Source organism: Pseudomonas sp. PSKL.D1 (genome assembly GCF_028898945.1).
Taxonomy (GTDB): Bacteria; Pseudomonadota; Gammaproteobacteria; order Pseudomonadales; family Pseudomonadaceae; genus Aquipseudomonas.
The window spans coordinates 3,588,018-3,612,781 of record NZ_CP118607.1; the positions used below are offsets into that span (position 1 = coordinate 3,588,018).

A 24,764-nucleotide genomic window follows, 5' to 3' on the forward strand; every position below is an offset into this window, starting at 1 on the left:
GTTGTGCCCCTAGGCGATGGATTCGGGTTGGCAGGTACGGCCGCTTTCAGCCGCCTGGCGAATGGCGTCGATCAGTGCCAGGGTGCGCCCGGCGTCGGCCGCGTCGATCAACGGCGCCTCCTGCCCTCGGGCAACCCGCACAAAGTGTTCGAGTTGCAACGTCAACGCCTCACCCGCCGGCACCGCTTCTTCCCGTTGCAGCAAAGGTGCATGCCAACCTGCACCCGCCTCGGCGTAGTGCCAGCGCTTGAGTTGCGGAATGCTCAACGCCCCGCGCGTACCGGCGAGCATGTAGCACGGCTGGCCGTCCTGGCGGGGGTATACCGGGTTTTCGCCCGAGTCCAGTTCCCAGCTCCAGGGCGCGGCCACCGCATCCGAGCCCGTCAGGCTGCCCAGCGCGCCATTGGCAAACTGCAGCAGCACCGCGGCATTGTCTTCATTGGTAAAACCGCGCACATCGTTGCGGGTGAAGGCCTGCACCTGCATCACTTCGCCGCACAGGTGGCGCAGCAAATCCAGGTCGTGAATCAGGTTGGTCAGCAAAAAGCCAGCCCCCGGCTCGCGGCGCCAGGCAGTTTCGAAGTAGCTGTCGGGCTTTTGCAGTTGCCACAGGGCCGTGACGTTGACCAGGCGCCCCAGCGCACCTTCATTGATCAATCGATGCGCCCTTACGATCAGCGGGTTGTGCCGCCGATGGTGGCCAACCAGCACCGGCACACCGTGGCGGCGTGAGGCTTCAACCAGCACGCGCACTTCATCAAGCTCCACACCGACCGGCTTTTCCACCAGCACCGGCACCCCGGCCTCGACGCAATCGAGCGCGGTGGCCACATGCAGGTTGTTCGGGTTGGCCACGATCACCGCATCGGGCCGGGCGCGTTCCAGCATCTGGCGGTGGTCGGTAAACCAGGCCACGCCCCACTGCGCGGCCAGCGCCCCGGCTTGTGGGCCGGGGTCGGCCACCGCGCACAACTGGGCCTGGTCCACATTGCGCAGGTGGTGAAGGTGCTGGAGCCCCATGTTGCCGGCACCGATCAGGGCGATACGAAGGGGTGAGTTCAACGGGCGGTCCTCTTGTCGTTATTGTTTTTCGATTTCTGGAACGATCTTCCAGAATCGCTTATCGACAATGTAGAACCTTGTTCAGCTTTTCAGAACCACCCTTGTGGCTGAGTGTGCGGTTACCGCCCAAAATCAGCTCAGGCGAACAGGTCGCTGGCCTGGCTGGCCGCTGACAGTTCGTCCACCGCCGCCAGCAGCAGTGGCGCCAATTGCTGCAACCGCTCGGGCGCCAAACGCGCGGTGGGGCCAGCAATGCTGAGCACACCAATGACAGGCCCGGCGTGCGGGCGGCGCACCACGGCAGCCAACGCCGAGGTGCCCAACGCCGAGGTTTGCTCGACCCAGGCGTAGCCCCGCTCCCGCGCCCGCTGCAGGTAACCCAGCAGCTCAGTGGTGGAACGCGGGGCGTTGGGGCCGAAGTGCTCTGGGTCGGCAATGCCTTGGCGCAGCACCATCTGCAGCGCTTCATCATCGCTCAGGCTGGCCAGCCAGGCATGCCCCGATGCGGTATAGAACAGCGGCGCATCACGGCCCATGTCCGGATCGTAACGCAAGCCAGAGCGCGCACCCTGGGACTTGGCGATCCACGTCTGCCGGGTGCCGTCGATCACGCCAAGGCGCACCAGTTCACCACTGTCCTGGGCAAGGCGGTCAAGAATCGGCTGAATGACGTCAGCGCCGCTGCTGGACAGGTAACGAAAGCCCAGCGCCACCAGCTTGGCAGATAATTGATACCGGCTGTTGTCCCGATTTTGTCGCACGTAACCCAGGCGCATGAGGTCGGCGAGCATGCGGTGCGCCGCGCTTTTGGGGATTTCCAGGCGTTCGGCCAAAGTTTGAAGGGCGAGGCCCTGAGGCTCCCCGGCCAGGGTTTCCACAACACTGAACGCGCGTTCGATCTGACTACCAGCCATGACGTGAATCCTGAAAAGAGTGTGCGGATTCTAGAAGATGATTCCGCGAAAACGGAATGCAAAGTGTCCGTTTATCGACCACTACCCTTGCCACAGGCTTGAAGCAGGCCAGAACTTGACAGCAGAATATGGAACATGATTCCAATAATAATCACTGGAGATGCCCCGATGCCGTCCACCCCCCTCCAAGCCGACGTACTGATCATCGGCTCCGGCGCTGCCGGCCTGGCTGCCGCGGTGACCGCCGCGTGGCACGGTCAAAAGGTCATCCTGGTGGAGAAGGCCCCCGAGTTTGGCGGCGCCACGGCCTGGTCCGGCGGTTGGGCATGGGTACCGCGCAACCCGCTGGCCCAACGCGCCGGTATCGTCGAAGACATCGAACAACCGCGCACCTACCTGCGTAACGAACTGGGCGCCCATTACGATGCAGAGCGGGTCGATGCCTTCCTCGAAGCCTGCCCGCACATGGTCGCGTTCTTCGAAATACACACCGCGCTGCAATTTGCCGACGGCAACGGCATCCCCGACATGCATGGCGATACGCCGGGCGCCGCCACCGGCGGGCATCAAGTGATCGCCGCGCCGTACGATGCCCGCGAAGTTGCCAGCCTGCTGCCACGCCTGCGCAAGACGCTGCGCGAAACTTCATTCATGGGCATGCCGATCATGGCCGGCGCCGATCTGGCCGCGTTCCTCAACATGACCCGCTCGCCGCGCGCGTTCTGGCATGTGTGCAAGCGCTTTGGCCGGCACCTCTACCACCTGGCCCGTTACGGTCGGGCCATGCACCTGGTCAACGGCGTGGCACTGGTGGCGCGGCTGGCGAAGTCGGCGCAGGATTTGGGCGTAACCCTGATGGCAAGCGCCCCCGCCAAGCGATTGCTGCTGGAAAACGGCCAGGTGCGCGGGGCCGTCATCGGCAGCGAGCAAGGCGACATCACGGTCCACGCTCGCGCCGTGGTACTGGCCGCGGGCGGCTTCCCCAACGACCCGCAACGCCGCCGCGAGCTGTTCCCGCACGATGCCAGCGGCCACGACAACCTTGCCTTGCCGCCGCCATCATGCGACGGCGACGGCCTGCGCCTGGGCGAGTCGGCAGGCGGCCGTGTGGCCACCCACCTGAAGTCACCGGTGGCCTGGGCACCGGTTTCCAAAGTCACCCACCGCGACGGCAGCGTCGGCCACTTCCCGCACATCATCGAACGCGGCAAGCCTGGCATCATCGGCGTGCTGGCCAATGGCAAGCGCTTTGTCAACGAAGCGCATGGTTACTACGACTACGTGTCGGCCATGGTAGCGGCTACGCCCCCTGGCGAGCAGCCTTGCTCATGGCTGATCTGTGATCGCCGCTTCCTGCGCCGTTATGGCCTGGGCCATGCCCGGCCCGCCCCGCTGCCCAGCTGGCCGCACGTGCGCAGCGGTTACCTCAAGCAAGGCGCCAGCATCGAGCAGTTGGCCCAGGCCTGTGGCATCGACCCCGCTGCGCTCAACGCCACGGTCAATGCCTACAACACCCACGCTCGCAAAGGTGAAGACCCTGCATTTGGCAGAGGCTCCACACCCTTCAACCGTAAGCAGGGCGACCCCGCCCATGGTGGCCCTAACCCCTGTGTGGCGCCCATCGAGCAGGGCCCGTTCTACGCGGTGAAAGTGCAGCCCGGCTGCTTCGGCACATTCGCCGGGCTGCGTACCGACGGCCATGCCCGCGTACTGGATGAACACGACCGCCCCATCGCCGGCCTTTATGCGGCAGGCACTGACATGGCCAGCGTGTTCGGCGGCTGGTACCCCTCTGGCGGCATCAACCTTGGCCCGGCGCTGACCTTTGGCTACGTGGCGGGCAGGCATATCGCCGGAGCTACGGCCTACGAATGACCCTGCGCCCGGAAAAGGGCGCTGTACCGCGTCGACTTCGCGATAGCCGACGCCCCTGCCTCTATCCAGGTGCTGCGTGACAGTGTGGTGCTCGAAGGCTCGCGGCAAGGCGTGTTGATGGAGGGATGGCGCAAGCTGGTGGCGGTGCTGATTGGGGATTGAGCTTTTTACAGGTTGTTTCAGAATCACTGCTGAAAAAACTGCGTTCAAGCGGCTTTACGATTAGAAATCCGAGAAGCTGTAAGGCTTTAGAGCGGAAATTTGAGACAGCAAAACCAAATGTTCCATAGCCTTGACCTTCTCAGCGCTCTCAAGCCCCCCGCTCCCTCCCAAAGTCATTGCAGGAACAAAAGCGTACACTTCATCGTACCTCAACCCACCGAGCTTTTTCTTGACGGGTTCAAACAAGTCGTCAAAGTCATCAGCTTCTCGATCCCGCATCACGAAAAAATTCTGTACATGCCTGTCCATGTTTACCACTTTTCTGTTGCTACCTACATAACACCCCAGATACCCGACTATCTTCAGCGAAAAACCTGTCTGCTCTCCAAAAAGATAGAGGTCACCAAATGCACTTCGAGCGATCAAATGGTATGTATCCCTCGACCCAAGAGGCGTACCGCCAATCCATGCTTCAACGACGCCCTCGTATTCCTGAGGATTAACCGTCCAAAACAATCCATCCGCATAGCCACACCAGCCGTGCTCTTGCCAATACGCTAGCAACTGAGCAGGCAATTTACCCTTGTAGCGTTCAATACTTGAAGGCGGCACTTCCTGTCGACACAGAGGACCATCCATTGTTTCGAGAAATAGCGCAAAAGCCTCATCCATCATAAGCGCCCGAACTAAAATCATAGGGCTCAAGCTTTTGAATTTGGGAAAGCAAGGTCAGATGCTCTATCACACTTACTTTTTCCAAGTTTTTAATGGAGTCATGACCGCCCAGCAGGAGTGCCGGCCTGAAACCATACACCTCATTACTCTTTAAAGGACCCAGCTTCTTCAAGGCTGGCGCGAAAAGCTCGCCATAGTCGCTCTGCTCCGCATCATTGTTTATAAAAAAACATTGAAAATTCTTTTCCAGTTGGTCCGAACCATACAAAGAGTCTCGCAATATGTAACGGCTCAAAGGTGCGGTGATCTCAAGCGACGCACCCGTTTTTTCGCCCCAAAAATAGAGGTCTCCGAAGGCACCTCTAGCAATCAAGTGGTATGTATCGATGGGCTCCAACGTTGTGCCCTCAAGCCATGAGGTGACTACCCCTTCGTAATCTTGAGGATTGACCAGCCAAAAAATCCCGTTGCCGTAAGCACACCAGCCATGCTCGACCCAATATTTCAGCAGCAGGTCGGGTAGCTTCCCCTCATAGCGTTCGATGCTTGACGGGGGGACTTCCTGGCGCCCAGTGGCTTTTCCAACTTTCTCCAGGAAGCGAGCGTAAAGCCTATCCATACATATGCTTCTCAGATGCGGTAACAAAATTGGGTTCAGGAGGCTTGATTCGGCATTTGGTGCCACATAACTGCCTAAATATCTTCCTGACTAAACGGCCTAAAATCGGCAAGTTGCGAGAGAAACACCAAATGCTCCACGCACTTGACTTTCTCAATAGACTCCACCTCTGTGCGCCCACCCAACCCCAGCGCAGGAACAAACCCATACATCTCATCAGCGCTCGGCGCACCCAGCTTTTTTTTAGCCGACTTGAAAAGCCCGTCAAAGTCGTTGTACTCCTCATCCATCAAGAGGAGGAAATTCTGAGTATTCAAATCCCTATCCTCAAAGACAACAGCGTCATCTATCAAGGAGTATCTTGAAACCGGAGCATCAATAGACAGTGAAAAACCAGTCCTCTCCCCGTACAGATACAAATCTCCAAAAGCGCTTCTAGCGACTAAGTGATAGGTATCACGCCCCTCCAAGGCTGTGCCTGAAAGCCAGGCTGCAACTACCCCTTCGTACTCCTGAGGATTAACAACCCAGAATAACCCCTCACCACAACCAAACCAGCCATGCTCTAACCAATAGCCCAGCAACAGATCAGGCAGTTTTCCTTTGTACCTTTCGACACTTGATGGCGGCACCTCTTGCCTGCTCGTAATCTTGCCGTTTTTCTGTAGAAACCTAGCAAAAATCTCGTCCTTCACTTGAAGCCATAGCCTCCTACCGGATTTTTCAACATTCTCAAACATCCCTCGGCAAGGGTGGTGACTTCTACGTTGGCGGGCCTGTGATAATTATTTTAATTCAGGTCGGAAATCGTATATTTGCGCAGCCCATCAAGTTGCGACAAGAATATCATGTGCTCAAAAGCTTTCACTTTTTCAATGCATTTAAGCGTCGCCGAGCCACCAAGTTGTAAAGCGGGTGTAAAACCGTAAATCTCATCCTGACTGACAACCCCTAATTTACGCCTCGCCAAATCAAAAAGATCATCGAAATCCAGATACTCTCTATTGAGTGACAGTAAAAACGCCTGAAGTGCTCTATTCATGGCCTGCGGCAATCGGTTAATGGGATTGTGCATATATCGGGAAACGTTGCAATAAATGCGCAACGAAGGCCCGGTTTTTTCGCCCCACAGATACAAATCACCAAAGGCGTTACGTGCAATAACATGGTATGTATCGTCTGGATTGAAACTCGATGATATCAACCAACTCGCAAGCACACCCTCATACTCCTGGGGATTGACTAACCAAAAAATACCATCTCCATATCCACACCACCCATGCTCCTTCCAATAATCGAGCAAGAGATCGGGCAGCAGCCCTTGATAGCGCTCCACGCTCGTGGGCGGAACTTCTTGCCGATGACAAACGCCCCCAACAGTTTCCAGAAATATCGAATACACCTCATCCATTGCGACTCTCCTTCAACACTTATGCAACTTTACATTCATCAGCGTAGGCACGCCATTCGATTTTGGAGCACGTTCAGCTGCGCGCTTCAAACTTTCAATTTTCGACCTCCACTGTGGGCCAATCGAGGCGTTGACTCGTCTGTCACCAAAGTCAGCAATTACGTCCTTACCCCCTGCAAACAGGTCCGGATTGTGGAGTGCGGCCAGCGTGCTCATTGTTTGCCTGGCTCTTGCTTCAGCAATTAACCTGGCCTTACTCGGAGTCATTGTTTCAAGTAATTCCTCATAAGCTCTGTTCACTAGATCATGCTGCAACTGCTTACGCGCACGTTTGGCTTCCTGTGGATCTCGTTTGATTGGATTCGCAACATTCTCCAAAAACTCCTCAACCGTCAGCCGATTCAACCCCTCCTGCTGCCCCTTCAACTGCCGCTCGAACTCGGCATGCTTGGACACCGGCAAATTGTCCGCCTTGAAACACGCCACCGTATGCAACGGCATGCTACCGGGCTTAGCCGTGGAAGGCTCTTTGTCTTTCCCCGCAGGCCGATTGGGCTGCGGCTCATCCATCGCCCCCGTGCGCCGCTCCGGCCGTTGTAAATCCGGCCGCTGCTTCAACCCTTCTTCATGCTTGAGCATCCACTGCCCCAGCCGCGCCCCTTTGCTGCTGGCCGCCATTTCCTGCGCCAGCACCCGCGCATCGCCACGCCCGCGGGTGAGGTACGCCACAATCCCGCCAAGCAACAACACCACCATTTCCACATGGCCCTGGGCAATGTGGTGGGTCGCTTTGGAAATCGCGAACGGGTCGTCGCGGCACAGCGGGCCGGCGCTTTCATGGCCGCAGGTGCCTTCCCAGGCTGCATGGATGCCGTTCAGGTAGTACTCGCCGATACGCGGCAGGTCGTCGATGAAGAACTCGGCAACCGACGCCAGCCCGAGCACGCCGAGGATCCAGCCGCTGACGGTAAGGCCCATGGCCGCGCCCGCGCCCGCAAAGGGGATAACACCGGCACCGCCGGTAAACACCCCGGCCCCGGCACCGATCAGGCCGCCGGTGATGGTGCTGCCGGCGACGATCATCGCCATCTGCGCCACCACCTTCAGCAACTCGTCGACGATGCTGTTGATGTCCAGTTCGGCAAAGCGCTGGCGCAGCAGGTGCGCGGCCTGCCATTCGGCCCGGTTGAACGCGGTGCGCACCGCGCCGATGCGGCGCAGGTTCAGGCCGAGGGTGGCGACTTCTTCATTGTTGGGGCTGCGAAAGTGGCCACCGGTCTGGTAGCCCATCTTGTCGATGACACGTGATTCGATCTCGAGCCACGAGGGCACGAGGTAGTCCAGATACATGAGGTGTCTCCCTGACAGCGTGTGCAGGGGAAATCACATCATGGAATCGTCTGGGAAATTTCCCGGCCATTTGTAGGAAAGTTAGACTTCTTAAAGGGTATTTGTTACCTCCCTGTATGAGGCCCTGCTGGCAACCCATAAAAAGTTAAGCGATCTTAATACCGTGCCCATGGTCATAGCCCTTAGCGATGGTCATCATTGCGCTTACTTTCTCCAGCCTTGGAACCTCACATGGACGCTCTGCCAGAACCCAGCCGCTGCAAACGCCTCAAAGCCTCCAGCAGCCGTGACCACGACAGTGTCGATGAACTGGTGATGGCCGCGCGCCCCTTCGAAGACCGCGAACGCTACGCGCGTTTTTTGCAGGTGCAGCATCGCTTCCATGGCAGCCTGCAAGCACTTTACCTTGATGAACAGCTCAACCAGCGCCTGCCCGGCCTGGCCCAGCTGTCACGCTTCGACGCCGTCGAAACCGACCTGCGCGACCTGGGCATGCCCCTGCCCGCAGCGCCCCAGCCGGTCATCGCCACCCCGGCGCAAGCCCTGGGCTGGCTTTACTGCAGCGAAGGTTCCAACCTGGGCGCGGCATTTCTGTTCAAGCAAACACAACGCCTGGGCCTTGATGGTGACGCCGGCGCCCGTCACCTGGCGCCGCACCCGGATGGCCGCGCCCTGCACTGGCGCGAGTTCGTGGCCAAGCTCGATGGCCTGACGCTGACTGCCGAAGAAGAAGCCGAAGCCGTGGCCGGTGCCATTGCCGCGTTCGACAGCTACCGCCACCACCTGCGTGCGGTGTTTACCCACTGAGCCGGGTGCACATTTGACGACAGTTTCAACGTGCTGCTGGCGGTTTGCGGCCCCAGCATCATTGACTTCGCGTAAAGGTGCACTTGCACGTCAGATTGTGTCGTCTAAAGTTTTAACGCTTGCCTACAGGTATTAGCGTCTCGCTCAAAAGTTCCCGATGTCGTGAAAAGAGAGCTTCAGCATCGGGCCAGTCATCTGCATCCTGTCTACCCTGCTTCTACTACGCATCAACCTTCGCTGGTAGTTGCCCTAAACGGTACAGCGCTTCAGTAAAAAGGAGCGTGTGATGGAACCGGTGTACTGTCTTCGACGCTCGGCTGCCGTGCTGTTGTGCATCGCCGGGCTGGCCGGCCAAAGCGCATGGGCCGGCGGCATCCTCATTTACGAGGCAGGCCAGGAAGGCAATGGCCTGGCCAACGCAGGCGCGGCCGCACTGGCCACCGACCCCAGCGTGCTGATGAGCAACCCGGCCGGCATTACCCGCCTCAAGGGCACCCAGGTCAGCGCCAATGCGCAAGTCATTCTGGGCGACCTGCGTTTTTCCCGTGACAGCAGCAACCAGTTCGATGGCAACGAAGGCGGCAACGCGCTGCAGTACCTGCCCGGCGCCAGCCTGTTCATCACCCACCAGCTCGACGACCGCTCGGCCATCGGCTTTGGCATGTATGGCAACTTCGGGCTGGCGCTGGACTATGACGATGATTGGGCGGGCCGCTACTTCACCCAGGAAGCGGCGGTGATCGGCATGTCGCTGCAACCCACCTGGGCCTATAAGTTCACCGACGACCTGTCGATAGGCGTGGGCCCGCGCATCATGCTCGGCTACTACCGCACCGAGATGGCCATCAACAACAACCTGCTGGGGCTGGCCGACCGGCCGGACGGCCAGCTGGAGTACAAGGACACCGACGTGGGCGTGGGGGTCAACCTTGGCCTGCTCTACCAGGTCGATGCCCGCACCCGCGTGGGCTTGGCCTACACCAGCAAGGTCAAGCTGGAGTTCGAGGACAAACCGCACCTGAGCGACATCAGCAACCCGCTGATCAACGTTGCCCTGCGCCGGCTCGAAGTGGACTCGCTGGAACTCGACCTCAATGTGCCGCAAACCGTCACTTTCAGCATCGCCCACGAACTGGACGAACAGTGGACCCTGCTCGGTACGCTCAACTGGCAGGACTGGAGCGAGTTCGGCGATGTCGGCGTGGAAGTCGACAGCAACGCTGGCGGCACCAGCCGCACGGTCGACCGCAAGTACAAGGACACCTGGCACGCCTCGGTCGGCGCCCAGTACCAGGCCACGCCGAAGTGGCGCTGGAGCATGGGCCTGGGCTACGACAGCTCGGCGGTGGACGACGAGGACCGCACCGTCGACAACCCCATGGGCGAGGCCTGGCGGCTGGCAGCCGGGGTCAACTACCAGGTCGACGAAGGCCTGGACGTGCACCTTGCGTACACCCTGGTGTGGCTCGGCGACATGGACGTCGAGCAAACCAAGGCACGCTCCGGCACCACCCTGTCGGGCAGTTACGACAACAGCGCACTGCACATCATCGGTGGCGGCGCCACCTGGCGGTTCTGAGCCGCTCCGCATGGCTGCGGGGCTTTGATCATCGTGAGAAGGAGACGCTGCATGAACACCAAGACGTTGGCTGCATCGCTATGCCTTGCAACCCTCATGCTGCAGGGTTGCGCCAGCAAGTACGTGGAGAAGGACCAGTATTCGGGTTTTCTGAAGGATTACAGCGTACTCAAGGAAGATACATCGCCATCGGGCGCACCGGTGATGCGCTGGATCAAGCCCGGTGTCGATGCCAAGCGCTATCGCAGCGTGTACATCGAGCCGAGCCAGCTTTACCCCAAGCCGCAACCCACCGAAAACGTACCGCAATCGACTTTGCAAGGCATCACCCAATACTACGACCAGACCCTGAAAAACCACTTCTCGCAAGTGCTGCCGCTGGCCACCAGCCCAGGCCCGAACGTGCTGGTGGTGCGCCCGGCCATCACCGCCGTGACGGCCAAGACCAAGAGCCTGCGCCCGTATGAAGTGATTCCGATTGCCCTGGTGGCCGCTGGCATCAGCACCGCTACCGGCATTCGCGACCAGGACACCAGCATTGCCACCGAAGCCGCATTCCTGGACGGCGACACCAACCAGGTGGTGGCCGAAGTGGTGCGCAAAGGTGCCGGTACCGAGCTGGACAATTCGTCGCAGAAAATGCAGGCGAAAGACGCAAAAGCCGTACTCGATGGCTGGGCCAAGGACATGGTCAGCTCCTTCCAGGCCTTAAGGAAGTAAGGCGCCCCGCTCCGCTGCAGCGGCCGGGCCTGCAGCGGGGTGCGCTGGCCAACTCCCGGTACCCGAGAGGCGCGATTCCATGGACAGCATTCGCGGCAGCGCCCTGCTGCATTTTGATCAGCTGCTGGCCCAGCACGGCGCCGTGCAGCAAGACTACCTGGCCCCTCTGCACATCGACCCGAACGTGGTCGGCCACTACGGCAGAACCTTGCCTTACCTGAGCCTGGTGCAATTGCTCGAAGGCAGCGCACATGCCCTGAGCCTGCCGCGCTTCGGCCTGGAACTGGCACTGCGCCAGGGCGCCACACTGGTCGGCCCGCTTCGCCATCTGGCCACCTCCGCCCCCACCGTGGGGCATGCCCTGATTGCGGTGATCCGCTACATGCGCCACTACAGCCCGGCGATCCACTTCAGGCTGGAACACCGTGCCGGGTTGGCGATGCTGTACTTCGACAATGGCTTGCCCGGCTCCGAGCAAACCCCACAGGTTGTCGAAAAGTCAGTAATGGGTGCACGCCTGTTGATAGGCGAGTTGCGCGGCACGCCACTGCGCGCCCGTGCGGTGACGTTGCGCCATGATGCCGTGGGTGAAGCCGAAGGTTACACCCGCTACTTCGACTGCCCGGTGCTGTTTGGCCAGGCCCACAACTGCCTGATCCTGGCGGCAGAGGTGCTGCAGGAAACGTGCGTGCAGCATGACGCCGATCTGCACGCCATCGTCCGGCACTTTCTGGAGAACCAGTCGGTGCCCAGTGACGCCTTGCAGGCCCAACTGGAGCGCAAGATCCAGATGCTGCTGCCCGCCCAGCGCTGCACACTGGAACAGGTGGCGCTGGCCATGAACATGAACCCGCGCACCTTACAGCGCCACCTGGCCAGCGACGGCATCGAGTTCGAGGCGTACCTGGACGACATCCGTCGCCGCCAGGCCGAGCACATGCTGCGCAAGACTACGCTGACGGTCGGGCAAATTGCCAACGAGCTGGGTTACCGGCGCACCACGTCGTTTTGCCGGGCGCACTTGCGCTGGTTCGACATGACGCCGCTGGAGCATCGGCGCTTGCAGGGTGACCCGGTGATTGCTGCCCTCTGAACATGGCATCGCACCCCAAACTGTAGGAGCGGATTCATCCGCGATGCGGCGCAAAGCGGCGCCTGATATCTCCAAGTCTGCGGTAGGGTTGAGCGCCGCTGCACGCCGCATCGCGGATAAATCCGCTCCTACACAGAGTCACCTGGATCCTGGGCCGGCGCGGCGTACCACTTGTCCCGTGGCACCCACTTCTCCTGCGCCGGGTCGCCCAGGTAATGGGGCGACATGATCTGCACCCCGTATTCGTTGAACACATCCTGAATGTTGGCATGCAGCATGCTCAACAACTCCGCCCGGGGCCGGGGCGCGCTGGGCACCGCCTGGGCCACCAGGCGGTATTCGGGGTAGAAGTCCGACAGCCCGGTCTGGAACACCTGCGGCCGGGGCTTTTCCAGAATGCCGTCGGTGCGCTGCGCCGCCTCCACCAGCATCGCCTCCACTTGCCGCCAGGGCGTGTCGTAGCCGATGGTGACCACCGTATCGACGATGTACCCCTGGCCCTGCACCACCCGCGAATAGTTGCGCGTCACGGAGCCGGTGATCATCGAATTGGGCAGCGTCAATACCTCGCCAAGGCCGGTGCGGATGGTGGTGTTGAACATGCCCACCTCGGTCACCGTGCCTTCGTTGTCGCCCACCCGCACGTACTCGCCGGCCTTGAGCGTGCGCGAGTAGGTCAGGATCAGCCCCGCTGCCGCCTGCCCGACCACGCTGGAGGCACCCAGCGAAATCATCAGGCCCAGCAGCACCGACAGGCCTTTGAACGCGTCGGTGCCGGAACCTGGCAAATACGGGTATGCCATCACCAGGGCAAACAGCCAGATCGCCAGCGAGGTCAGCCGCGTGGTGGGTTGCAGGGTTTCCTCGGTCAGCCACTTGAGCGTGCCGGGCCGGGCCATGCGCTCCAGCAGCCGACGGCTGAAGCCACTGATGCTGCGGGCAATGAAAAAGATCATCACCGCCACGGCAATGCCGGGGATCGCATGCAGAATACCGTCAAGCAGGTAGCGCAGCAGGTCGAGCAGGTGCACGTTGAGGCTTTCGCCCCAGGGCCGGGTATAGGGGAACTGCGACAGCACGAAGCTCAGCCACTGGTAGCTGAGCAGCAGCACGATCACCCAGTACAGCAGGCGCAGCAAGCGGTCGATCAGGAAGTACACGTACTGCATGTCGAACAACGGCATCTGGCCGACCTTGATCTGCCGGGCACGTTCGCGCATCAGTTGCGGCAGGCGCCCACGCAACTTGGCCCGGCCCAGATTGGCGCCCTTGATCAGCACCACGAACAACAGCGTGGCGATGGCCGAATAGCCCAGCGCCTTGAGCAGAAAGCGCAGGCTGCGCGCCTCGCCGGTTTCATCGACCACCTGGCGCAGGGTGGCGGCGGCCTGTTCGGCGGCTTCGCGGGTGTCGCCGCCCTCCACGCCCAGGTCCTGAGGGGCGACGATGAATGCCCGACGCCCGCCCAGCAATACCAGGTGGCTGTTGACGATCGGGTCGACGGTGACATGCAGCTCGTCCGTGCCGCGTAGGGTTTCCTCGATCACCGCCGTGGCCCGCTGCACCCGCGCAGCCGGGGTTTCGCCCAGCAGCGTGGCGTGGAAGGTGAAGATGCTGCGGTTGGCGATGCGCAGTTCCGCCGGCTCCCCAGGCACGCCATCCGTGGCACTGCCGATGGCCTCCTTGCCCTGCCCGGCCATTGGCAACAGGGCGCACAGCACAAGCAGCACAATCACGAGGCGGTTCATTGCTCACTCCCTGGCGTGGAGGACGGACGGTCCTGCTGTAGTGATAGCACAGCCCTCACTGGCCAGCGCCCCGCCCCAGAAACCAACGGTAGTAAGGGTTGTTGCCATCACTGCGGGCCAGCTCGCGGGCCTCTCGGGCCCACGCCTGGCGGTTGCCGTTATAGGCATGCAGGCTGAGGCTGTAGAAGCGCGCCAGGCTGCGCCATTGGTCGCCCACCGCACTGACAAAGGCCGGCTCGGCCCCCTGCAACGGCGGTGGGGTGCGCAATGCCAGCAACGCGGGCAACACGCGCGTGATTTCCCGCGGGCGCACCCACGGGGCGTACTCGATGCGCGGGTGGTCGTCGGTCACCGGCAACGCATCGGCGGCGTAACGCTCAAGCCCTGCGCGGTCGGTAACCCAGGTGGCCAGCAAGGCTTGCGGCGAATCGATGCCCACCTCGGCCAGCGCATCGGCCACCGGCGGCTGGGCCAGGCGCTCGCGTATGCGCGGCACGTCCAGCGCCAGCGGTTGCAGCGAACCGATCAGCAGCATTTCGTGAAACTCGGTGGTCCACAGCGTCGCGTGGGGGAAGACATCGATAAAGCTGCGCACCAGAGCGCGGCTGTCTTCGTCGTTCTGGGTCGGCAGTGGCAGCCACTGGGCCATCAATCCGCCGGGCTGCAAGCGGGTAGCGGCCAACTGGTAAAAATCGCGGGAGTACAGGTTGACCACCCCGGCGGCAGAGGGCGGAGGTGGCTCCAGGGTTATCAGGTCGTAACGCGCTTCGCTGCGCAACAGCTCGCGGCGGCCATCACGCAGGCGGATATCCAGCCGTGGGTCGACCACCGCCGCATAGTTACCGTTGAAACGTGGCGCCGCCTGCAGCACTTCGGGCAACAGTTCGGCCACCACCGGGCGCTCAAGGCCCGGGTAGCGCAACATGGCCCCGGCGGTGATGCCGGTGCCGAAGCCGATCACCAGGGCCGAGCGCGGCTCGCCGCCGTGAATCAGCAGGGGCAGCAGTGCCTGCAGGCGCATGTAGCGTAACGAGGGCATGGCATCGCCGGTGTTGGACACGCCCTGAATGTACAACCGGCTGAAGGTCTGGCCTTGCCGCCCCTGGGTGACCACGGCCACGGTGCCCCCCTTGCCTTCGTGGTAGTAAACGAGCTGCCCGTTGCGCGCCCCTGGCAGCAACTCGGCCAACCGCTGGGAGGGCGTGAGCACGGCAACCAGCAGCGTTGCCAGCGCCACCAGGCCAACGGCAACCACCGCCCGGCGGCCTACCCTCTGGCCACGCCAGACGGCTATCAGGCCAACCAGCGCCGCCAGCCCGGCCAGCACGCCCAAGGCGCGTACCAGGCCCAACTGCGGCACCAGCACGAACCCGGTGAGCAGCACGCCGACGATGCCGCCCAAGGTGTTGAGTGCCACCACCGTGCCCACATCCCGGCCCACGTGGCCGCTGTCCACCACCAGCCGTAGCGCCAGCGGGAACGCGGCGCCGAGCAAGGTGGTGGGCAAAAACACCATGCACAGGGCCGCCACGGCAAACCGGGCGCACATGCCGGCCAGTTCGCTGCCAGTCAGGTGCAGTGCGAACGCTTCGGCCTGGGTCTGCGCCAGCACCAGCCAGCGCCCCAGCCCGGCGAGTTGCAGCAGTGCGAGCAGGCCGGCGATGGCGATCAACAGGCCGAACAGCCCCCACGGGTCGCGGATGCGGTCGGCACGCCGGGCATACAGCGCACTGCCGACCAGCAGGCCGCCGAGGTAGGTGGCCAGCACCACGGCAAAGGCAAACGCGCGGGTGCTCATGAAAGGCACGATCGACTGGCTCCACACCACCTCGTAGCCCAGCGCCACGCCGCCGGCCACGCAGTACAGGCCGATGGCCAGGCGGGCTTGTGCCGAGCGCGGCATCGAGGTTGCCTGGGCAGGTGGCGGCAACGCGGTGTCGCGCCGGCGGGCCAGCCAGGCACCCAGTGCCGCCAACAAGTTCAGGCTGGCTGCGGCGCAGGCGCTGCCGCACACGCCCAGGCGTGGCAACAGCACGAAGGCGGCCAGCAGGGTGCCGGCGATGGCGCCTGCAGTGTTGGCCGCGTACAAACGCCCCCCCGCCTCCGCCAGTTGCCCGCTGGCAGGCGCCAACGCCCGCACCAGCACGGGCAAGGTGCCGCCCATGAGCAACGCGGGTATCCCCACCAGCGCAAAGGGCAATACCCAGGCCAGCAGGCCGGTGCTGGCCTCCAACCGGGCGAACGGCCCGGCGGCATGGGCCAGGCCGAGCGTGGCGCCCAACCCCAGCAGCGCCACGGCCAGTTCAAGGAAGACGTACAAGCGCACCGGGCGCTGCACGCGGTCGGCCCAGTGCCCGAACAACAGCCCACCGAAGGCGAGCCCGGCGAAGAATGCACTGATGCCAGTGGCCACGGCGTGCACTTCCACGCCCACCACCAGCGACAGTTGTTTGATCCACAGCACTTGGTAGACGAGGCCGGCAGCGCCGGAGAGGAACAACAGCGAGGCAGGCAGGGCCAGCAGCAGGCGGGATTGGGCATCAAGCACCTGCGCGGGCGCCTCGGCGGCTGTCTTGCTCAAACTTTTAGCAGGCATGTAATTCCTGTAGGAGCGGCCTTGTGTCGCGAAAGGGCCGCACAGCGGCCCCACGGTTTTTGCGGCGCTGCTGCTCTGGCCGGGGCTGCTTTGCAGCCCTATCCGACCGGTCCGGCGCCCCGGCGAGGCCGCTCCTACAAGGGCCGCAGCACTACTGTTTCTTCATCTTCTCTTCGATCTTCTTGTCCACGTCAGCACGGATCTGGTCGATGCTGAAGCTGGCCGGGCGCTGGCTCGGCGGGTAGTCGACAAAGGTCTGCAAGAACGCTGCAGCCTTGCGCGTACCTTCAAAGATCAGGTAGTCGTTCTTGGTCAACCAATCATAGTACTGGTCAGACACCACGTCGGCCCGCTCGTACGGGTCCATGCGCAGGTTGAACAGCTTCGGTACGCGCAGGCATACGAACGGTTCGCTCCACACCTTCAGGCCGCCCGGTGCGCGCTGTTCACAGAACACCAGCTTCCAGTCACCAAAGCGCATGGATACCAGGTCACCGTCATCGCTGAAGTAGTAAAACTCGCTGCGCGCGCTCTTGTCGGTCTTGCCTGTGAGGTAGTCCAGCTGGTTGTAACCATCGAGGTGCACCTTGAAATTCTTGCCACCCACATCGGCGCCCTTGAGCAAGCGGTCCTTGATGTCGGTGTCACCCACGGCGGCCATCAATGTCGGGAACCAGTCCAGGCCCGAGAACATCTGGGTGCTGATGGTGTCGGCCTTGATCTTGCCCGGCCAGCGCACGATGGCAGGCACGCGGAATGCACCTTCCCAGTTGGAGTTCTTCTCGTTGCGGAACGGCGTGGTGGCCGCATCCGGCCAGGACCACTGGTTGGGACCGTTGTCGGTGGTGTAGACGACAATGGTGTTGTCGGTCACCTTCAGGTCATCCAGGGTCTTGAGCAGTTTGCCGACGTCACCGTCATGTTCGAGCATGCCGTCGGCGTACTCGTTGCCGACCATGCCGCTCTGCCCTTTCATGGACTCGCGCACGTGGGTGAATGCGTGCATGCGCGTGGTGTTCATCCACACGAAGAACGGCTTGTTGGCCTTCACCTGCTTGTCGATGAAGTTGATGGCCGCCTGGGTGGTTTCGTCGTCGATGGTTTCCATGCGTTTGGAGTTCAACGCACCGGTGTCCTCGATCTTGCCATCGGCACTGGATTTGATCACCCCGCGTGGCGAAGCGGCCTTGACGAACTCCTGGTCATCCTTGGGCCAATACGGGCGTTCGGGTTCTTCCTCGGCATTGAGGTGGTAAAGGTTGCCGAAGAACTCGTCGAAGCCGTGGTTGGTCGGCAAATACTCGTCCTTGTCGCCCAGGTGGTTTTTACCGAACTGCCCGGTGGCGTAGCCCTGGGCCTTGAGTGCCTGGGCGATGGTCACGTCACGCGCCTGCAGGCCCACCGGCACGCCGGGCATGCCGACCTTGGACAACCCGGTGCGCAACGCCGACTGGCCGGTGATGAACGTGGAACGGCCGGCGGTGCAGCTGTTTTCCGCGTAATAGTCAGTGAACATCATGCCTTCCTTGGCGATGCGGTCGATGTTCGGCGTCTGGTAGCCGACCACGCCCTTGCCATAGGCGCTGATGTTGGTCTGGCCAATGTCGTCACCGAAAATGACCAGGATGTTGGGCTTGTCTGCCGCGCTGGCCAACCCCGCCCCGAACGTTGCCGTGGCCGCAAGGGCGGCCGCCGACAACCAAGCTCTACTGGACTTCATAGCTACGCTCTCCGTTTCACGTCACTGCTGTCGTCCACGACTACTGGCACGGTATCCACCGTGCTGCTGCGGCTGGTTGATGGATCATTGCGGTGTTTCAAAGGGGTAGACCCGGCGCCATTCACGGGCCATGTCAACCACGGTCCAGCCCTTGGCCTGCGCCTGGTCCAGGGCCTTGTCGAGGTGCCCGACCGAGCTTTTGCGGTCATAGGCCCATTCGCGGTGGGCATCGGTATGGTGCACCAGCCCGGCAAAGCGCTTGCCCTTGCCGGCCATGGTCCACTGCAACATCTGCAGGTCGCCGTCGGAATTGCCAAAGGCCAGCAAGGGCCGGCGGCCGATGATCGAATCAATGCTTACCGGCTTGCCGGGGCCGTCGTCGTTGTGTGCGACCTTGGGCAGGCGCTGGATGCTCAGCTTGCCCTGCTGGTCCTGGAACGAAGCGCCCAGCGTGGTGCCGATCACCTGCTCCGGCGGGATGCCGTACACCTCCTCGGCAAAGGCGCGCATGAACACCACTTCACCCCCGGACACGATGTAGGTTTTGAAGCCGTTGTCACGCAGGTAGGCCAGCAACTCCAGCATCGGCTGAAACACCATTTCGGTGTAAGGCTTGCCGGTGCGCGGGTGGCGGGCACTGGCCAGCCAGCTGCGGCTGCGGGCAATGAAGTCGTCGTTGCTCATGCCCGAGTGGGTGGCCGCGACGATCTGGAGCAGGCCGTCCATGCCCTGGGCAGCCAACGTCTGGTGATCGTTTTCCAGCACCGCCTTGAACGGCTGCTGGGTGCGCCATTGCGGGTGCTGCGGCGCCAGCCGCTTGACCTCGTCCATGGCGAACAGCACTTCAAAATACAGGGGCTGCTCGCTCCAGAGCGTGCCGTCATTGTCGAACACCGCGATGCGCTCGGCCGGTTCGACGTAATCAGGGCCACCGGCTTTAGTGACAGCGGTTACAAAGGCCTCGATGGCTGCGCGCGATTGCCCTTCGCGCCACGATGCCAAAGGTTGCGCCGCCAGCGCCTGCGCGGTCGGCAGCAGCAAAAGCACACACAACAGTGTGTGAACGAGCACCTTGCCAGCAACGGGTTGACGCATGGTCGTTCATCCTTGCCATGAGCGGTGTCAGGGGTTCAGGGGCTTGAGCGCATGCTTGCCGACAGGCTCTCCCCGGCCCGCCTCAGCCTGCTGCCGCAGGTTCTGCAGCACAAGCCGACGGGCCTCGGCCGAAGGCGGTTGCGCCCGCCCGGCAGCGTAAAAAGCCTGCAAAAAGGCTAGCAAAGCGCCCTCGCTTTGCCCGCCTTGGGGATACTCACTTGACGACAACGTGTGCTGGCCAGTGGCCCGTCGCCGCCACAGGTACAGGGCGTCCAGCCGTGCCGGTTCGCCGGCACACTGGCGCCGTGCCAGGCGCCAGGCGTAGCCGAGCGAGTCGAGCCAGGCCTGATGCCGGCTGGCTCGCCAGCGCAGAAGCCACTGCCAACCCGCCACTCCCCAGGCACGCCCGGCCCAGGCCAGGCTGCCCAACAACACCAGCAGCACCAGCAGCAGGCCATGGCTGGCGATGCTGACCTGCGCGCCCTGGCCCAACGCGCGCAAGTCTTCGCTCAGGGAAAACGGCGCCTGATAGGTGCCCTTCCCAGCTTCAATATCGATGGCCGGGACCGAAGTGCTACGGGACTGGCCTGTGGCCGCGTCCCACCACTGCACCTCGATGGCAGGCAGTTGATAGCGCCCTGCCGCGCTGGCCACATAGGTGACGCTGTCCTCGCGCTGCCCACCCAGCGTGCCGCCGCGCCCGTCGCTGAGCGGGGTCACGCTGGGGGTCAGGACGTAGCGCTTGAGGCCTTTCACCTCGGCGAAAGTTGGCGGCGGGATGAGCATGGCCTGGCCACCCCGTGCCACGATGTGCAGCCGCCGGGTGATGCTGTCGCCCGCGCGCAAGGGCGTGTGCGAGTGTTCCAGCGCCTGTGTGACCTCCACCGCCTGGGCCACCAGCCGTTGCTCGCCGCCTGCACCGGCCTGCCCGGTAACACTGAACGACAAGGGCGTGCTTTGTACCGTCTGTGCGGCGGTGGCCTGGCCGGGGAACACGCGGAACGTGAGCGCCGGGATGCTGAACGCCTGCGCCGCGCTCGGCGTGATCTGGTAGGTGAAACGCAAGCCAAAAAACGCCTTGCCATCGAGGCGCTGGTTCAGGTGCTGGGCCTCGCCACCGGGCGGGCTGACCACGGCACCGGGCAGTTGCAGCACCGGCAGCTCGGGCGGTGCGGTGAACCAGGTGTCGACCAGCAAGTCCACCTCAAGGTTTACGGTGGCGCCGGCCATGATGGCGGTGTCCGGCACCAGGCGCGCCTGCACCCGTACCTCGGGCTCGGCGGCATGGGCAAGGCTCGCCAGGCAACACAGCAAAAAACAGGCGAAACGGCTCATGGCGCCTCCTGGCGTGCGGCATCCTGTAGCGCGAACTTGCGCTTGAGAAACTGTGCGGGCGAAGTCGTGAGGTTGTTCAACCACAGCTGGTCGGACGCAGCCTGGGGCGTCTTCTGCTGTTGTTGCTTGCCGCCCGCTGCCGGGGTTTGGTCTTCCACCACCTTGTCGGCTTTTTCATCAGGCGTGCCTTGGTCTTGCTGGTCCTGGTAGTCCTTGAGCAGCGCCTGGGCCAGGGCCAGGTTGGCCTTGGCTTCGGCAAAGTCAGGCTGCAACCGCAGCGCCTGTTGATAGGCCGCGATGGCCTGGGGGAATTTGAACAGACGTACGTAGCTGTTGCCCTGATAAAACCAGGCGGGCGCGGTGTTCAGCTTGCCCAGGCTGGCCAGGGCGGCCTCAAAATCCGCCGCCTGGTACGCCGCGACACCCTTCCAGTAAGGGTCGTGAAACCGCGCAGCGGCCTGCGGGTAGCGGCCATGCTCGAACGCCCAGCGCCCTTGCTGGTCGGCGGTGAAAAAGGCGTCGGCCAGGGCGCCAGCGCGGGCAGGCTCGGCGCCAGTACCGAGCAGCAGCGCCAGCAACACGCCCGGCAGCCAGTTCACCCGCCAGCCGCGGCGCACACTCAGCAGCACCATCACCAGTACGGGCCAGCACAGCCAGTAACCGGCATCTTTCCATTGCACCGGGTTGGCGTCGGCACTGGCCGCCTTGAAGTGGCGCTGGGCGTGCAGTTCGACCCAGTCCAGGTCGTCGTCATCCAGGGTCAGGCTGCCCAAGGGCGCGTTGGCAGCTTTGGCCAGCCCCTTCAGGGCCTGTTGATCGAAATCGCCCTGCACCGGGCGCCCCTGAGCATCGAGCCGGGGCATTCCCTTGGCATCTTTCAGCGGGCCGGTGGCCTGGCTACCGACTGCCAGCACCAGCACCTGCAGCGGCGTACCCGCCAGGCGCTTGCCGATGGCCTCGAACTGACTGGTGTCGGCACCATCGGTCAGCAGCACCAGCGTACCTGGGGCCTGTTCCGCGTCCAGCAACTTGAGCGCCAGTTCGATCACACCCAGCACATCCTTGCCGGGTTTGCTCATCAGGTCGGTGGCCAGGGCCTGGATGAAGGTGTCGAGCAGGTCGGGGTCTTCGGTGGCGGGCAGTACCAGGTGGACACTGCCGGCGTAGGCGATCAGGCCGCTGCGGGCGCCGCCACGGCGCATCACCAGGTCATGCAGGGTGTGCCGGGCCGCCGCCAGCCGGCTGGGCGGTACATCGTCGGCGTCCATGGACGCCGACAAGTCCAGGGCAACGATCAGCGGCGCGCGGTCATCGAGAAAATCCGGGATGTCCTGCTGCCAGGTCGGCCCGGCAGCGGCCAGGCCGCCGAGCACCAGCACCGCGCCCAGCCCGTGCACCGGGCGCAGGCCGCGGCGGGCTTGCGGGGCGATCATCAGGTGTTCGACCAGATGGAGGGCGATGATGCCCCGCATCTGGCGCCGCACGTCATGCCGGCGTGACCACAGCAGCGGCAGCAAAACGCCGGGCAGTATCAAGAGCAGCCACACAGGGCGCAGGAAGTGAAATGCCGCAAAGTCGATGCTCATGCGGGCGCCCCCGCGAACCGTGCCCGCAGCATGGCCAGCAGTTGCCCGGCCAGCAGCAACGCCACTGCCGCACCCAGTGGCCACACAAACAAGTCACGCTTGGGCTGGTGGCTGAAGGTCTTGACCTTGTGCGGGGTCAGGCGGTCGAGGGTGGCATACACCTGCTGCAACGCCTGGCGGTCGTCGGCGCGGAAAAACTGCCCGCCGGTGGTGCGGGCAATCGCCTGCAGGGTGGCCAGGTCGACCTTGGCATCGCCGGTGGCCTGCGGGTCGCCGATGCCAATGGTATGTACCACGATGCCGCTGGCCTGAGCCAGGTGTGCGGCAAGGTCGGGGGTGATGGCGCTGCTGGTGTCGTTGCCATCGGTCAGCAGAATCAGCACCTTTTCCTGTTCGTGGGTGTTTTCCAGGGCTTTGATGGTCAGCCCGATGGCATCACCCAGGGCCGTGTTGGGCCCGGCCATGCCGATGCCGACTTCATCGAGCAGCAGCAACAGGCTGGCGTGGTCGAGGGTCAATGGCGCCTGCGGGTAGGCACCGGTGCCGAACACGATCAGGCCGATGCGGTCGCCCTTGCGCTGGGCGATAAAGTTGCGCACCACCGATTTCACGGCGCTCAGGCGGTCGGTTTTTTCGCCGTTGGCGCTGGTGTAGTCGGTGGCTTCCATGGATTGGGAAATGTCGACGGCCAGCATCAGGTCGCGGATCGGTTGTTCACGCTGGATCGGTTTTTCCACCAGCACAGGCCGGGCGCAGGCAGCCACCAGCAAGCACCAGGCCAGTATGTTCAACGCCAGTTGCGCGCGCCCGCCGCTGGCACTGGCGTGCCCCGGTTGCTTGCCGATGGCCCGGCTCATGGCCGAAAAGAATGGCACCCGCAACGCACTGCGGCCTTCGTGGTATTCGCTTGAAAAGCGATAGGCTAGCCACGCCAGGGGCAACAGCAAGAACACCCAGGGGTAGTCAAACTGCCACATGGTGCCCCTCGATCCAGCCACGGCTGGTCATGAACAGCGTGCTCACCTGCTGTGCATCCAACGTGCGCAAAGCGGTGTCGGGGGCGTAAGCCAGCAGGTGCAAGGTGTCGGTAAAGCCAGCGGGCAACGGCTGGGGTGCCCGCTGCTCAAGAAAGGTTTGCCACTGCGCGCCGCCCAGGCTGGCGACGGGCGGCGCGCCAGGCATCGACAGCGCCACACGCTTGAGCAGCTCGGGCAGCCCGCGCAGCGCAATAAGGCGTTGATCACCTTCGCTGCTGGCCATGGCATCCAACCGGGCCAATGCCTCACGGCGGTATCGATTACGCTGCCAATGGCGCCAACGTAGCGCGGCCCACAGGCCGAGCAGCATCAGCACCAGCACGGCAAGTACCAGCCAGGCCCAGGTGTGTGGCAGGTAGCTGAACGGCGGCATGCCCGGTGCCAGCTCGCGCAACTGGTCGATTGCCGGGGCTGCGGCGCTCATCGCGGCACCTGAGCCAGGCGCCCCAGCTCGCGGCGCAGTTGGTCGAGGCTGTCATCGCCTGTGCTTACCCGCATCAACGGCACCTGGCTGCGGCGCAGCAGGTCGGCAACGTCGCGCAGGCGCCCGGCAAGGAATTCGCCCAAGGGTTTGTTGATGCGCCGCTGGCCAACTTCCAGTTCCACCTGCGCCGAGCCCTGGGTCACGTTCAGCCGCCCCTTGTCCGGCAACTGCAGGGCAATCGGGTCGTACACCTGGATGGCGATCACATCGTTGTGCTGGCTCAACTGGCGCAGCAACGCCAAGGTGTTGGCCGTGGTGCCGGCAAAGTCGCTGATGATGCAGATCAGGTGGTCGTGGCCAGCACTGGCAACACAACTGCGCAGCACCTTGTCCAGCTGGGCATCGTTGTCTTGGTCGGCGGCATAGGCCGACAGCCGGTGGTTGGCTTTGACCACCGCACTGCACAGCGCTTCGACGCGCGCCCGGCTGCGCAGCGGCCCTACGTAACTCACCAGCTGGCCGTCGAACACCATCCCCCCCACCCGGTCGCCGGCATGGAAGGCCATCCAGGCACAGATCGCAGCCACCTGCGCCGCGCTGACCGACTTGAAGTAGCGTTGCGAGCCGAAGTACATGCTCATGCGCTGGTCCACCAGCACCAGGGTGGGCCGGTCGCGCTCTTCGGTGAATGTGCGCACGAACGGTTTGCCATACCGCAACGACGCACGCCAGTCGAGGTGGCGCAGGTCATCGCCGGGCAGGTAATGGCGCAATTCGTCAAAGCTCAGCCCGCGCCCGCGCAACCGCGAAGCGTGGTTGCCGGAGAGAATGCTCGAGAGCGGCTGGCGCGCCACGAAGCTCAGGCCCCGGGCACGCGCCTCCAGCGCCATCAGCTCGGCGAGTGAGGCATACACGAAGCCGTCGGGCACCACCGCGTTCACATCCATGGGCCTGTC

Annotated in this window: 21 protein-coding genes; 5 read left to right on the forward strand and 16 right to left on the reverse strand. The window is 63.0% G+C overall.

The features are described from left to right. Positions 1 to 9 precede the first annotated feature (9 nt). Together PVV54_RS15945 and PVV54_RS15950 are read right to left on the reverse strand one after the other, a co-directional pair. Complete coding sequence (locus PVV54_RS15945) at positions 10 to 1,062, reverse strand: Gfo/Idh/MocA family protein (protein WP_274906182.1); 1,053 nt, start codon at positions 1,060 to 1,062, stop codon at positions 10 to 12. Positions 1,063 to 1,199: 137 nt separating this feature from the next. Beyond that, entirely contained in the window at positions 1,200 to 1,976 is a 777-nt protein-coding gene (locus PVV54_RS15950; RefSeq protein ID WP_274906183.1) for an IclR family transcriptional regulator, read from the reverse strand. A 168-nt stretch (positions 1,977 to 2,144) separates the two neighbouring features. On the opposite strand from PVV54_RS15950, the gene PVV54_RS15955 reads away from it, so the two are divergent. Then, positions 2,145 to 3,851 carry an FAD-dependent oxidoreductase gene (locus tag PVV54_RS15955; RefSeq protein ID WP_274906184.1) on the forward strand — a complete coding sequence of 569 codons (1,707 nt, stop codon included), beginning with the start codon at positions 2,145 to 2,147 and terminating at the stop codon, positions 3,849 to 3,851. 222 nt (positions 3,852 to 4,073) lie between these two features. On the opposite strand, the gene PVV54_RS15960 is transcribed toward PVV54_RS15955, so the two are convergent. From PVV54_RS15960 to PVV54_RS15980, 5 genes are all read right to left on the reverse strand, one after another. Beyond that, positions 4,074 to 4,685 carry a GAD-like domain-containing protein gene (locus tag PVV54_RS15960; protein ID WP_274906185.1) on the reverse strand — a complete coding sequence of 204 codons (612 nt, stop codon included), beginning with the start codon at positions 4,683 to 4,685 and terminating at the stop codon, positions 4,074 to 4,076. After that, positions 4,678 to 5,307 (reverse strand): GAD-like domain-containing protein, encoded by a 630-nt coding sequence (locus PVV54_RS15965; RefSeq protein ID WP_274906186.1) that lies wholly within the window; start codon positions 5,305 to 5,307, stop codon positions 4,678 to 4,680. The genes PVV54_RS15960 and PVV54_RS15965 overlap by 8 nt, the downstream gene beginning before the upstream one ends. A gap of 74 nt (positions 5,308 to 5,381) precedes the next feature. Beyond that, on the reverse strand, positions 5,382 to 6,047 hold the full coding sequence (locus PVV54_RS15970) for a GAD-like domain-containing protein (RefSeq protein WP_274906187.1): 666 nt from the start codon (positions 6,045 to 6,047) through the stop codon (positions 5,382 to 5,384). A gap of 50 nt (positions 6,048 to 6,097) precedes the next feature. Next, a complete protein-coding gene (locus PVV54_RS15975; RefSeq protein WP_274906188.1) occupies positions 6,098 to 6,718 on the reverse strand; it encodes a GAD-like domain-containing protein in 621 nt (206 codons plus the stop codon). A gap of 12 nt (positions 6,719 to 6,730) precedes the next feature. Then, positions 6,731 to 8,068, reverse strand: a complete 1,338-nt coding sequence (locus PVV54_RS15980) for a DUF6861 domain-containing protein (RefSeq protein ID WP_274906189.1) — start codon at positions 8,066 to 8,068, stop codon at positions 6,731 to 6,733. Positions 8,069 to 8,299: 231 nt separating this feature from the next. Here PVV54_RS15980 and PVV54_RS15985 point away from each other — a divergent pair, with 231 nt between their 5' ends. The 4 genes from PVV54_RS15985 (at position 8,300) to PVV54_RS16000 (ending at position 12,267) form a co-directional block, all read left to right on the forward strand. Next, positions 8,300 to 8,875, forward strand: coding sequence for a biliverdin-producing heme oxygenase (locus tag PVV54_RS15985; RefSeq protein ID WP_274906190.1), 576 nt, complete (start codon positions 8,300 to 8,302; stop codon positions 8,873 to 8,875). 286 nt (positions 8,876 to 9,161) lie between these two features. After that, positions 9,162 to 10,454 (forward strand): OmpP1/FadL family transporter, encoded by a 1,293-nt coding sequence (locus PVV54_RS15990; protein ID WP_274906191.1) that lies wholly within the window; start codon positions 9,162 to 9,164, stop codon positions 10,452 to 10,454. A gap of 51 nt (positions 10,455 to 10,505) precedes the next feature. Continuing rightward, complete coding sequence (locus PVV54_RS15995) at positions 10,506 to 11,174, forward strand: DUF3313 domain-containing protein (RefSeq protein WP_274906192.1); 669 nt, start codon at positions 10,506 to 10,508, stop codon at positions 11,172 to 11,174. A 79-nt stretch (positions 11,175 to 11,253) separates the two neighbouring features. After that, positions 11,254 to 12,267, forward strand: a complete 1,014-nt coding sequence (locus tag PVV54_RS16000) for an AraC family transcriptional regulator (RefSeq protein WP_274906193.1) — start codon at positions 11,254 to 11,256, stop codon at positions 12,265 to 12,267. Positions 12,268 to 12,395: 128 nt separating this feature from the next. Here PVV54_RS16000 and PVV54_RS16005 read toward each other — a convergent pair whose 3' ends face one another. From PVV54_RS16005 to PVV54_RS16045, 9 genes are all read right to left on the reverse strand, one after another. After that, complete coding sequence (locus PVV54_RS16005) at positions 12,396 to 14,015, reverse strand: mechanosensitive ion channel family protein (RefSeq protein WP_274906194.1); 1,620 nt, start codon at positions 14,013 to 14,015, stop codon at positions 12,396 to 12,398. Between the two features lie 55 nt (positions 14,016 to 14,070). Further along, positions 14,071 to 16,611 (reverse strand): fused MFS/spermidine synthase, encoded by a 2,541-nt coding sequence (locus PVV54_RS16010; RefSeq protein WP_274906195.1) that lies wholly within the window; start codon positions 16,609 to 16,611, stop codon positions 14,071 to 14,073. 151 nt (positions 16,612 to 16,762) lie between these two features. After that, positions 16,763 to 18,331 carry an arylsulfatase gene (locus PVV54_RS16015; protein ID WP_274906196.1) on the reverse strand — a complete coding sequence of 523 codons (1,569 nt, stop codon included), beginning with the start codon at positions 18,329 to 18,331 and terminating at the stop codon, positions 16,763 to 16,765. 84 nt (positions 18,332 to 18,415) lie between these two features. Next, positions 18,416 to 19,426, reverse strand: a complete 1,011-nt coding sequence (locus PVV54_RS16020; RefSeq protein WP_274906197.1) for an HAD family hydrolase — start codon at positions 19,424 to 19,426, stop codon at positions 18,416 to 18,418. A gap of 27 nt (positions 19,427 to 19,453) precedes the next feature. Further along, positions 19,454 to 20,761, reverse strand: a complete 1,308-nt coding sequence (locus PVV54_RS16025; RefSeq protein ID WP_274906198.1) for a hypothetical protein — start codon at positions 20,759 to 20,761, stop codon at positions 19,454 to 19,456. Further along, positions 20,758 to 22,347 carry a VWA domain-containing protein gene (locus PVV54_RS16030; protein ID WP_274906199.1) on the reverse strand — a complete coding sequence of 530 codons (1,590 nt, stop codon included), beginning with the start codon at positions 22,345 to 22,347 and terminating at the stop codon, positions 20,758 to 20,760. The genes PVV54_RS16025 and PVV54_RS16030 overlap by 4 nt, the downstream gene beginning before the upstream one ends. Further along, positions 22,344 to 23,324 (reverse strand): vWA domain-containing protein, encoded by a 981-nt coding sequence (locus tag PVV54_RS16035; protein ID WP_274906200.1) that lies wholly within the window; start codon positions 23,322 to 23,324, stop codon positions 22,344 to 22,346. The genes PVV54_RS16030 and PVV54_RS16035 overlap by 4 nt, the downstream gene beginning before the upstream one ends. Beyond that, positions 23,311 to 23,808, reverse strand: a complete 498-nt coding sequence (locus PVV54_RS16040) for a DUF4381 domain-containing protein (RefSeq protein ID WP_274906201.1) — start codon at positions 23,806 to 23,808, stop codon at positions 23,311 to 23,313. Before PVV54_RS16040 ends, PVV54_RS16035 begins: the two co-directional genes overlap by 14 nt. Further along, positions 23,805 to 24,755 carry a DUF58 domain-containing protein gene (locus tag PVV54_RS16045; protein WP_274906202.1) on the reverse strand — a complete coding sequence of 317 codons (951 nt, stop codon included), beginning with the start codon at positions 24,753 to 24,755 and terminating at the stop codon, positions 23,805 to 23,807. Before PVV54_RS16045 ends, PVV54_RS16040 begins: the two co-directional genes overlap by 4 nt. Positions 24,756 to 24,764 lie beyond the last annotated feature (9 nt).

Bases quoted from the DNA above. Each gene is read 5' to 3' on its own strand.
- PVV54_RS15950 (WP_274906183.1), bottom strand. From the start codon at position 1,976: ATGGCTGGTAGTCAGATCGAACGCGCGTTCAGTGTTGTGGAAACCCTG.
- PVV54_RS15955 (WP_274906184.1), top strand. From the start codon at position 2,145: ATGCCGTCCACCCCCCTCCAAGCCGACGTACTGATCATCGGCTCCGGC.
- PVV54_RS15960 (WP_274906185.1), bottom strand. From the start codon at position 4,685: ATGGATGAGGCTTTTGCGCTATTTCTCGAAACAATGGATGGTCCTCTG.
- PVV54_RS15965 (WP_274906186.1), bottom strand. From the start codon at position 5,307: ATGGATAGGCTTTACGCTCGCTTCCTGGAGAAAGTTGGAAAAGCCACT.
- PVV54_RS15970 (WP_274906187.1), bottom strand. From the start codon at position 6,047: ATGTTTGAGAATGTTGAAAAATCCGGTAGGAGGCTATGGCTTCAAGTG.
- PVV54_RS15975 (WP_274906188.1), bottom strand. From the start codon at position 6,718: ATGGATGAGGTGTATTCGATATTTCTGGAAACTGTTGGGGGCGTTTGT.
- PVV54_RS15980 (WP_274906189.1), bottom strand. From the start codon at position 8,068: ATGTATCTGGACTACCTCGTGCCCTCGTGGCTCGAGATCGAATCACGT.
- PVV54_RS15985 (WP_274906190.1), top strand. From the start codon at position 8,300: ATGGACGCTCTGCCAGAACCCAGCCGCTGCAAACGCCTCAAAGCCTCC.
- PVV54_RS15990 (WP_274906191.1), top strand. From the start codon at position 9,162: ATGGAACCGGTGTACTGTCTTCGACGCTCGGCTGCCGTGCTGTTGTGC.
- PVV54_RS15995 (WP_274906192.1), top strand. From the start codon at position 10,506: ATGAACACCAAGACGTTGGCTGCATCGCTATGCCTTGCAACCCTCATG.
- PVV54_RS16000 (WP_274906193.1), top strand. From the start codon at position 11,254: ATGGACAGCATTCGCGGCAGCGCCCTGCTGCATTTTGATCAGCTGCTG.
- PVV54_RS16005 (WP_274906194.1), bottom strand. From the start codon at position 14,015: ATGAACCGCCTCGTGATTGTGCTGCTTGTGCTGTGCGCCCTGTTGCCA.
- PVV54_RS16010 (WP_274906195.1), bottom strand. From the start codon at position 16,611: ATGCCTGCTAAAAGTTTGAGCAAGACAGCCGCCGAGGCGCCCGCGCAG.
- PVV54_RS16015 (WP_274906196.1), bottom strand. From the start codon at position 18,331: ATGAAGTCCAGTAGAGCTTGGTTGTCGGCGGCCGCCCTTGCGGCCACG.
- PVV54_RS16020 (WP_274906197.1), bottom strand. From the start codon at position 19,426: ATGCGTCAACCCGTTGCTGGCAAGGTGCTCGTTCACACACTGTTGTGT.
- PVV54_RS16025 (WP_274906198.1), bottom strand. From the start codon at position 20,761: ATGAGCCGTTTCGCCTGTTTTTTGCTGTGTTGCCTGGCGAGCCTTGCC.
- PVV54_RS16030 (WP_274906199.1), bottom strand. From the start codon at position 22,347: ATGAGCATCGACTTTGCGGCATTTCACTTCCTGCGCCCTGTGTGGCTG.
- PVV54_RS16035 (WP_274906200.1), bottom strand. From the start codon at position 23,324: ATGTGGCAGTTTGACTACCCCTGGGTGTTCTTGCTGTTGCCCCTGGCG.
- PVV54_RS16040 (WP_274906201.1), bottom strand. From the start codon at position 23,808: ATGAGCGCCGCAGCCCCGGCAATCGACCAGTTGCGCGAGCTGGCACCG.
- PVV54_RS16045 (WP_274906202.1), bottom strand. From the start codon at position 24,755: ATGGATGTGAACGCGGTGGTGCCCGACGGCTTCGTGTATGCCTCACTC.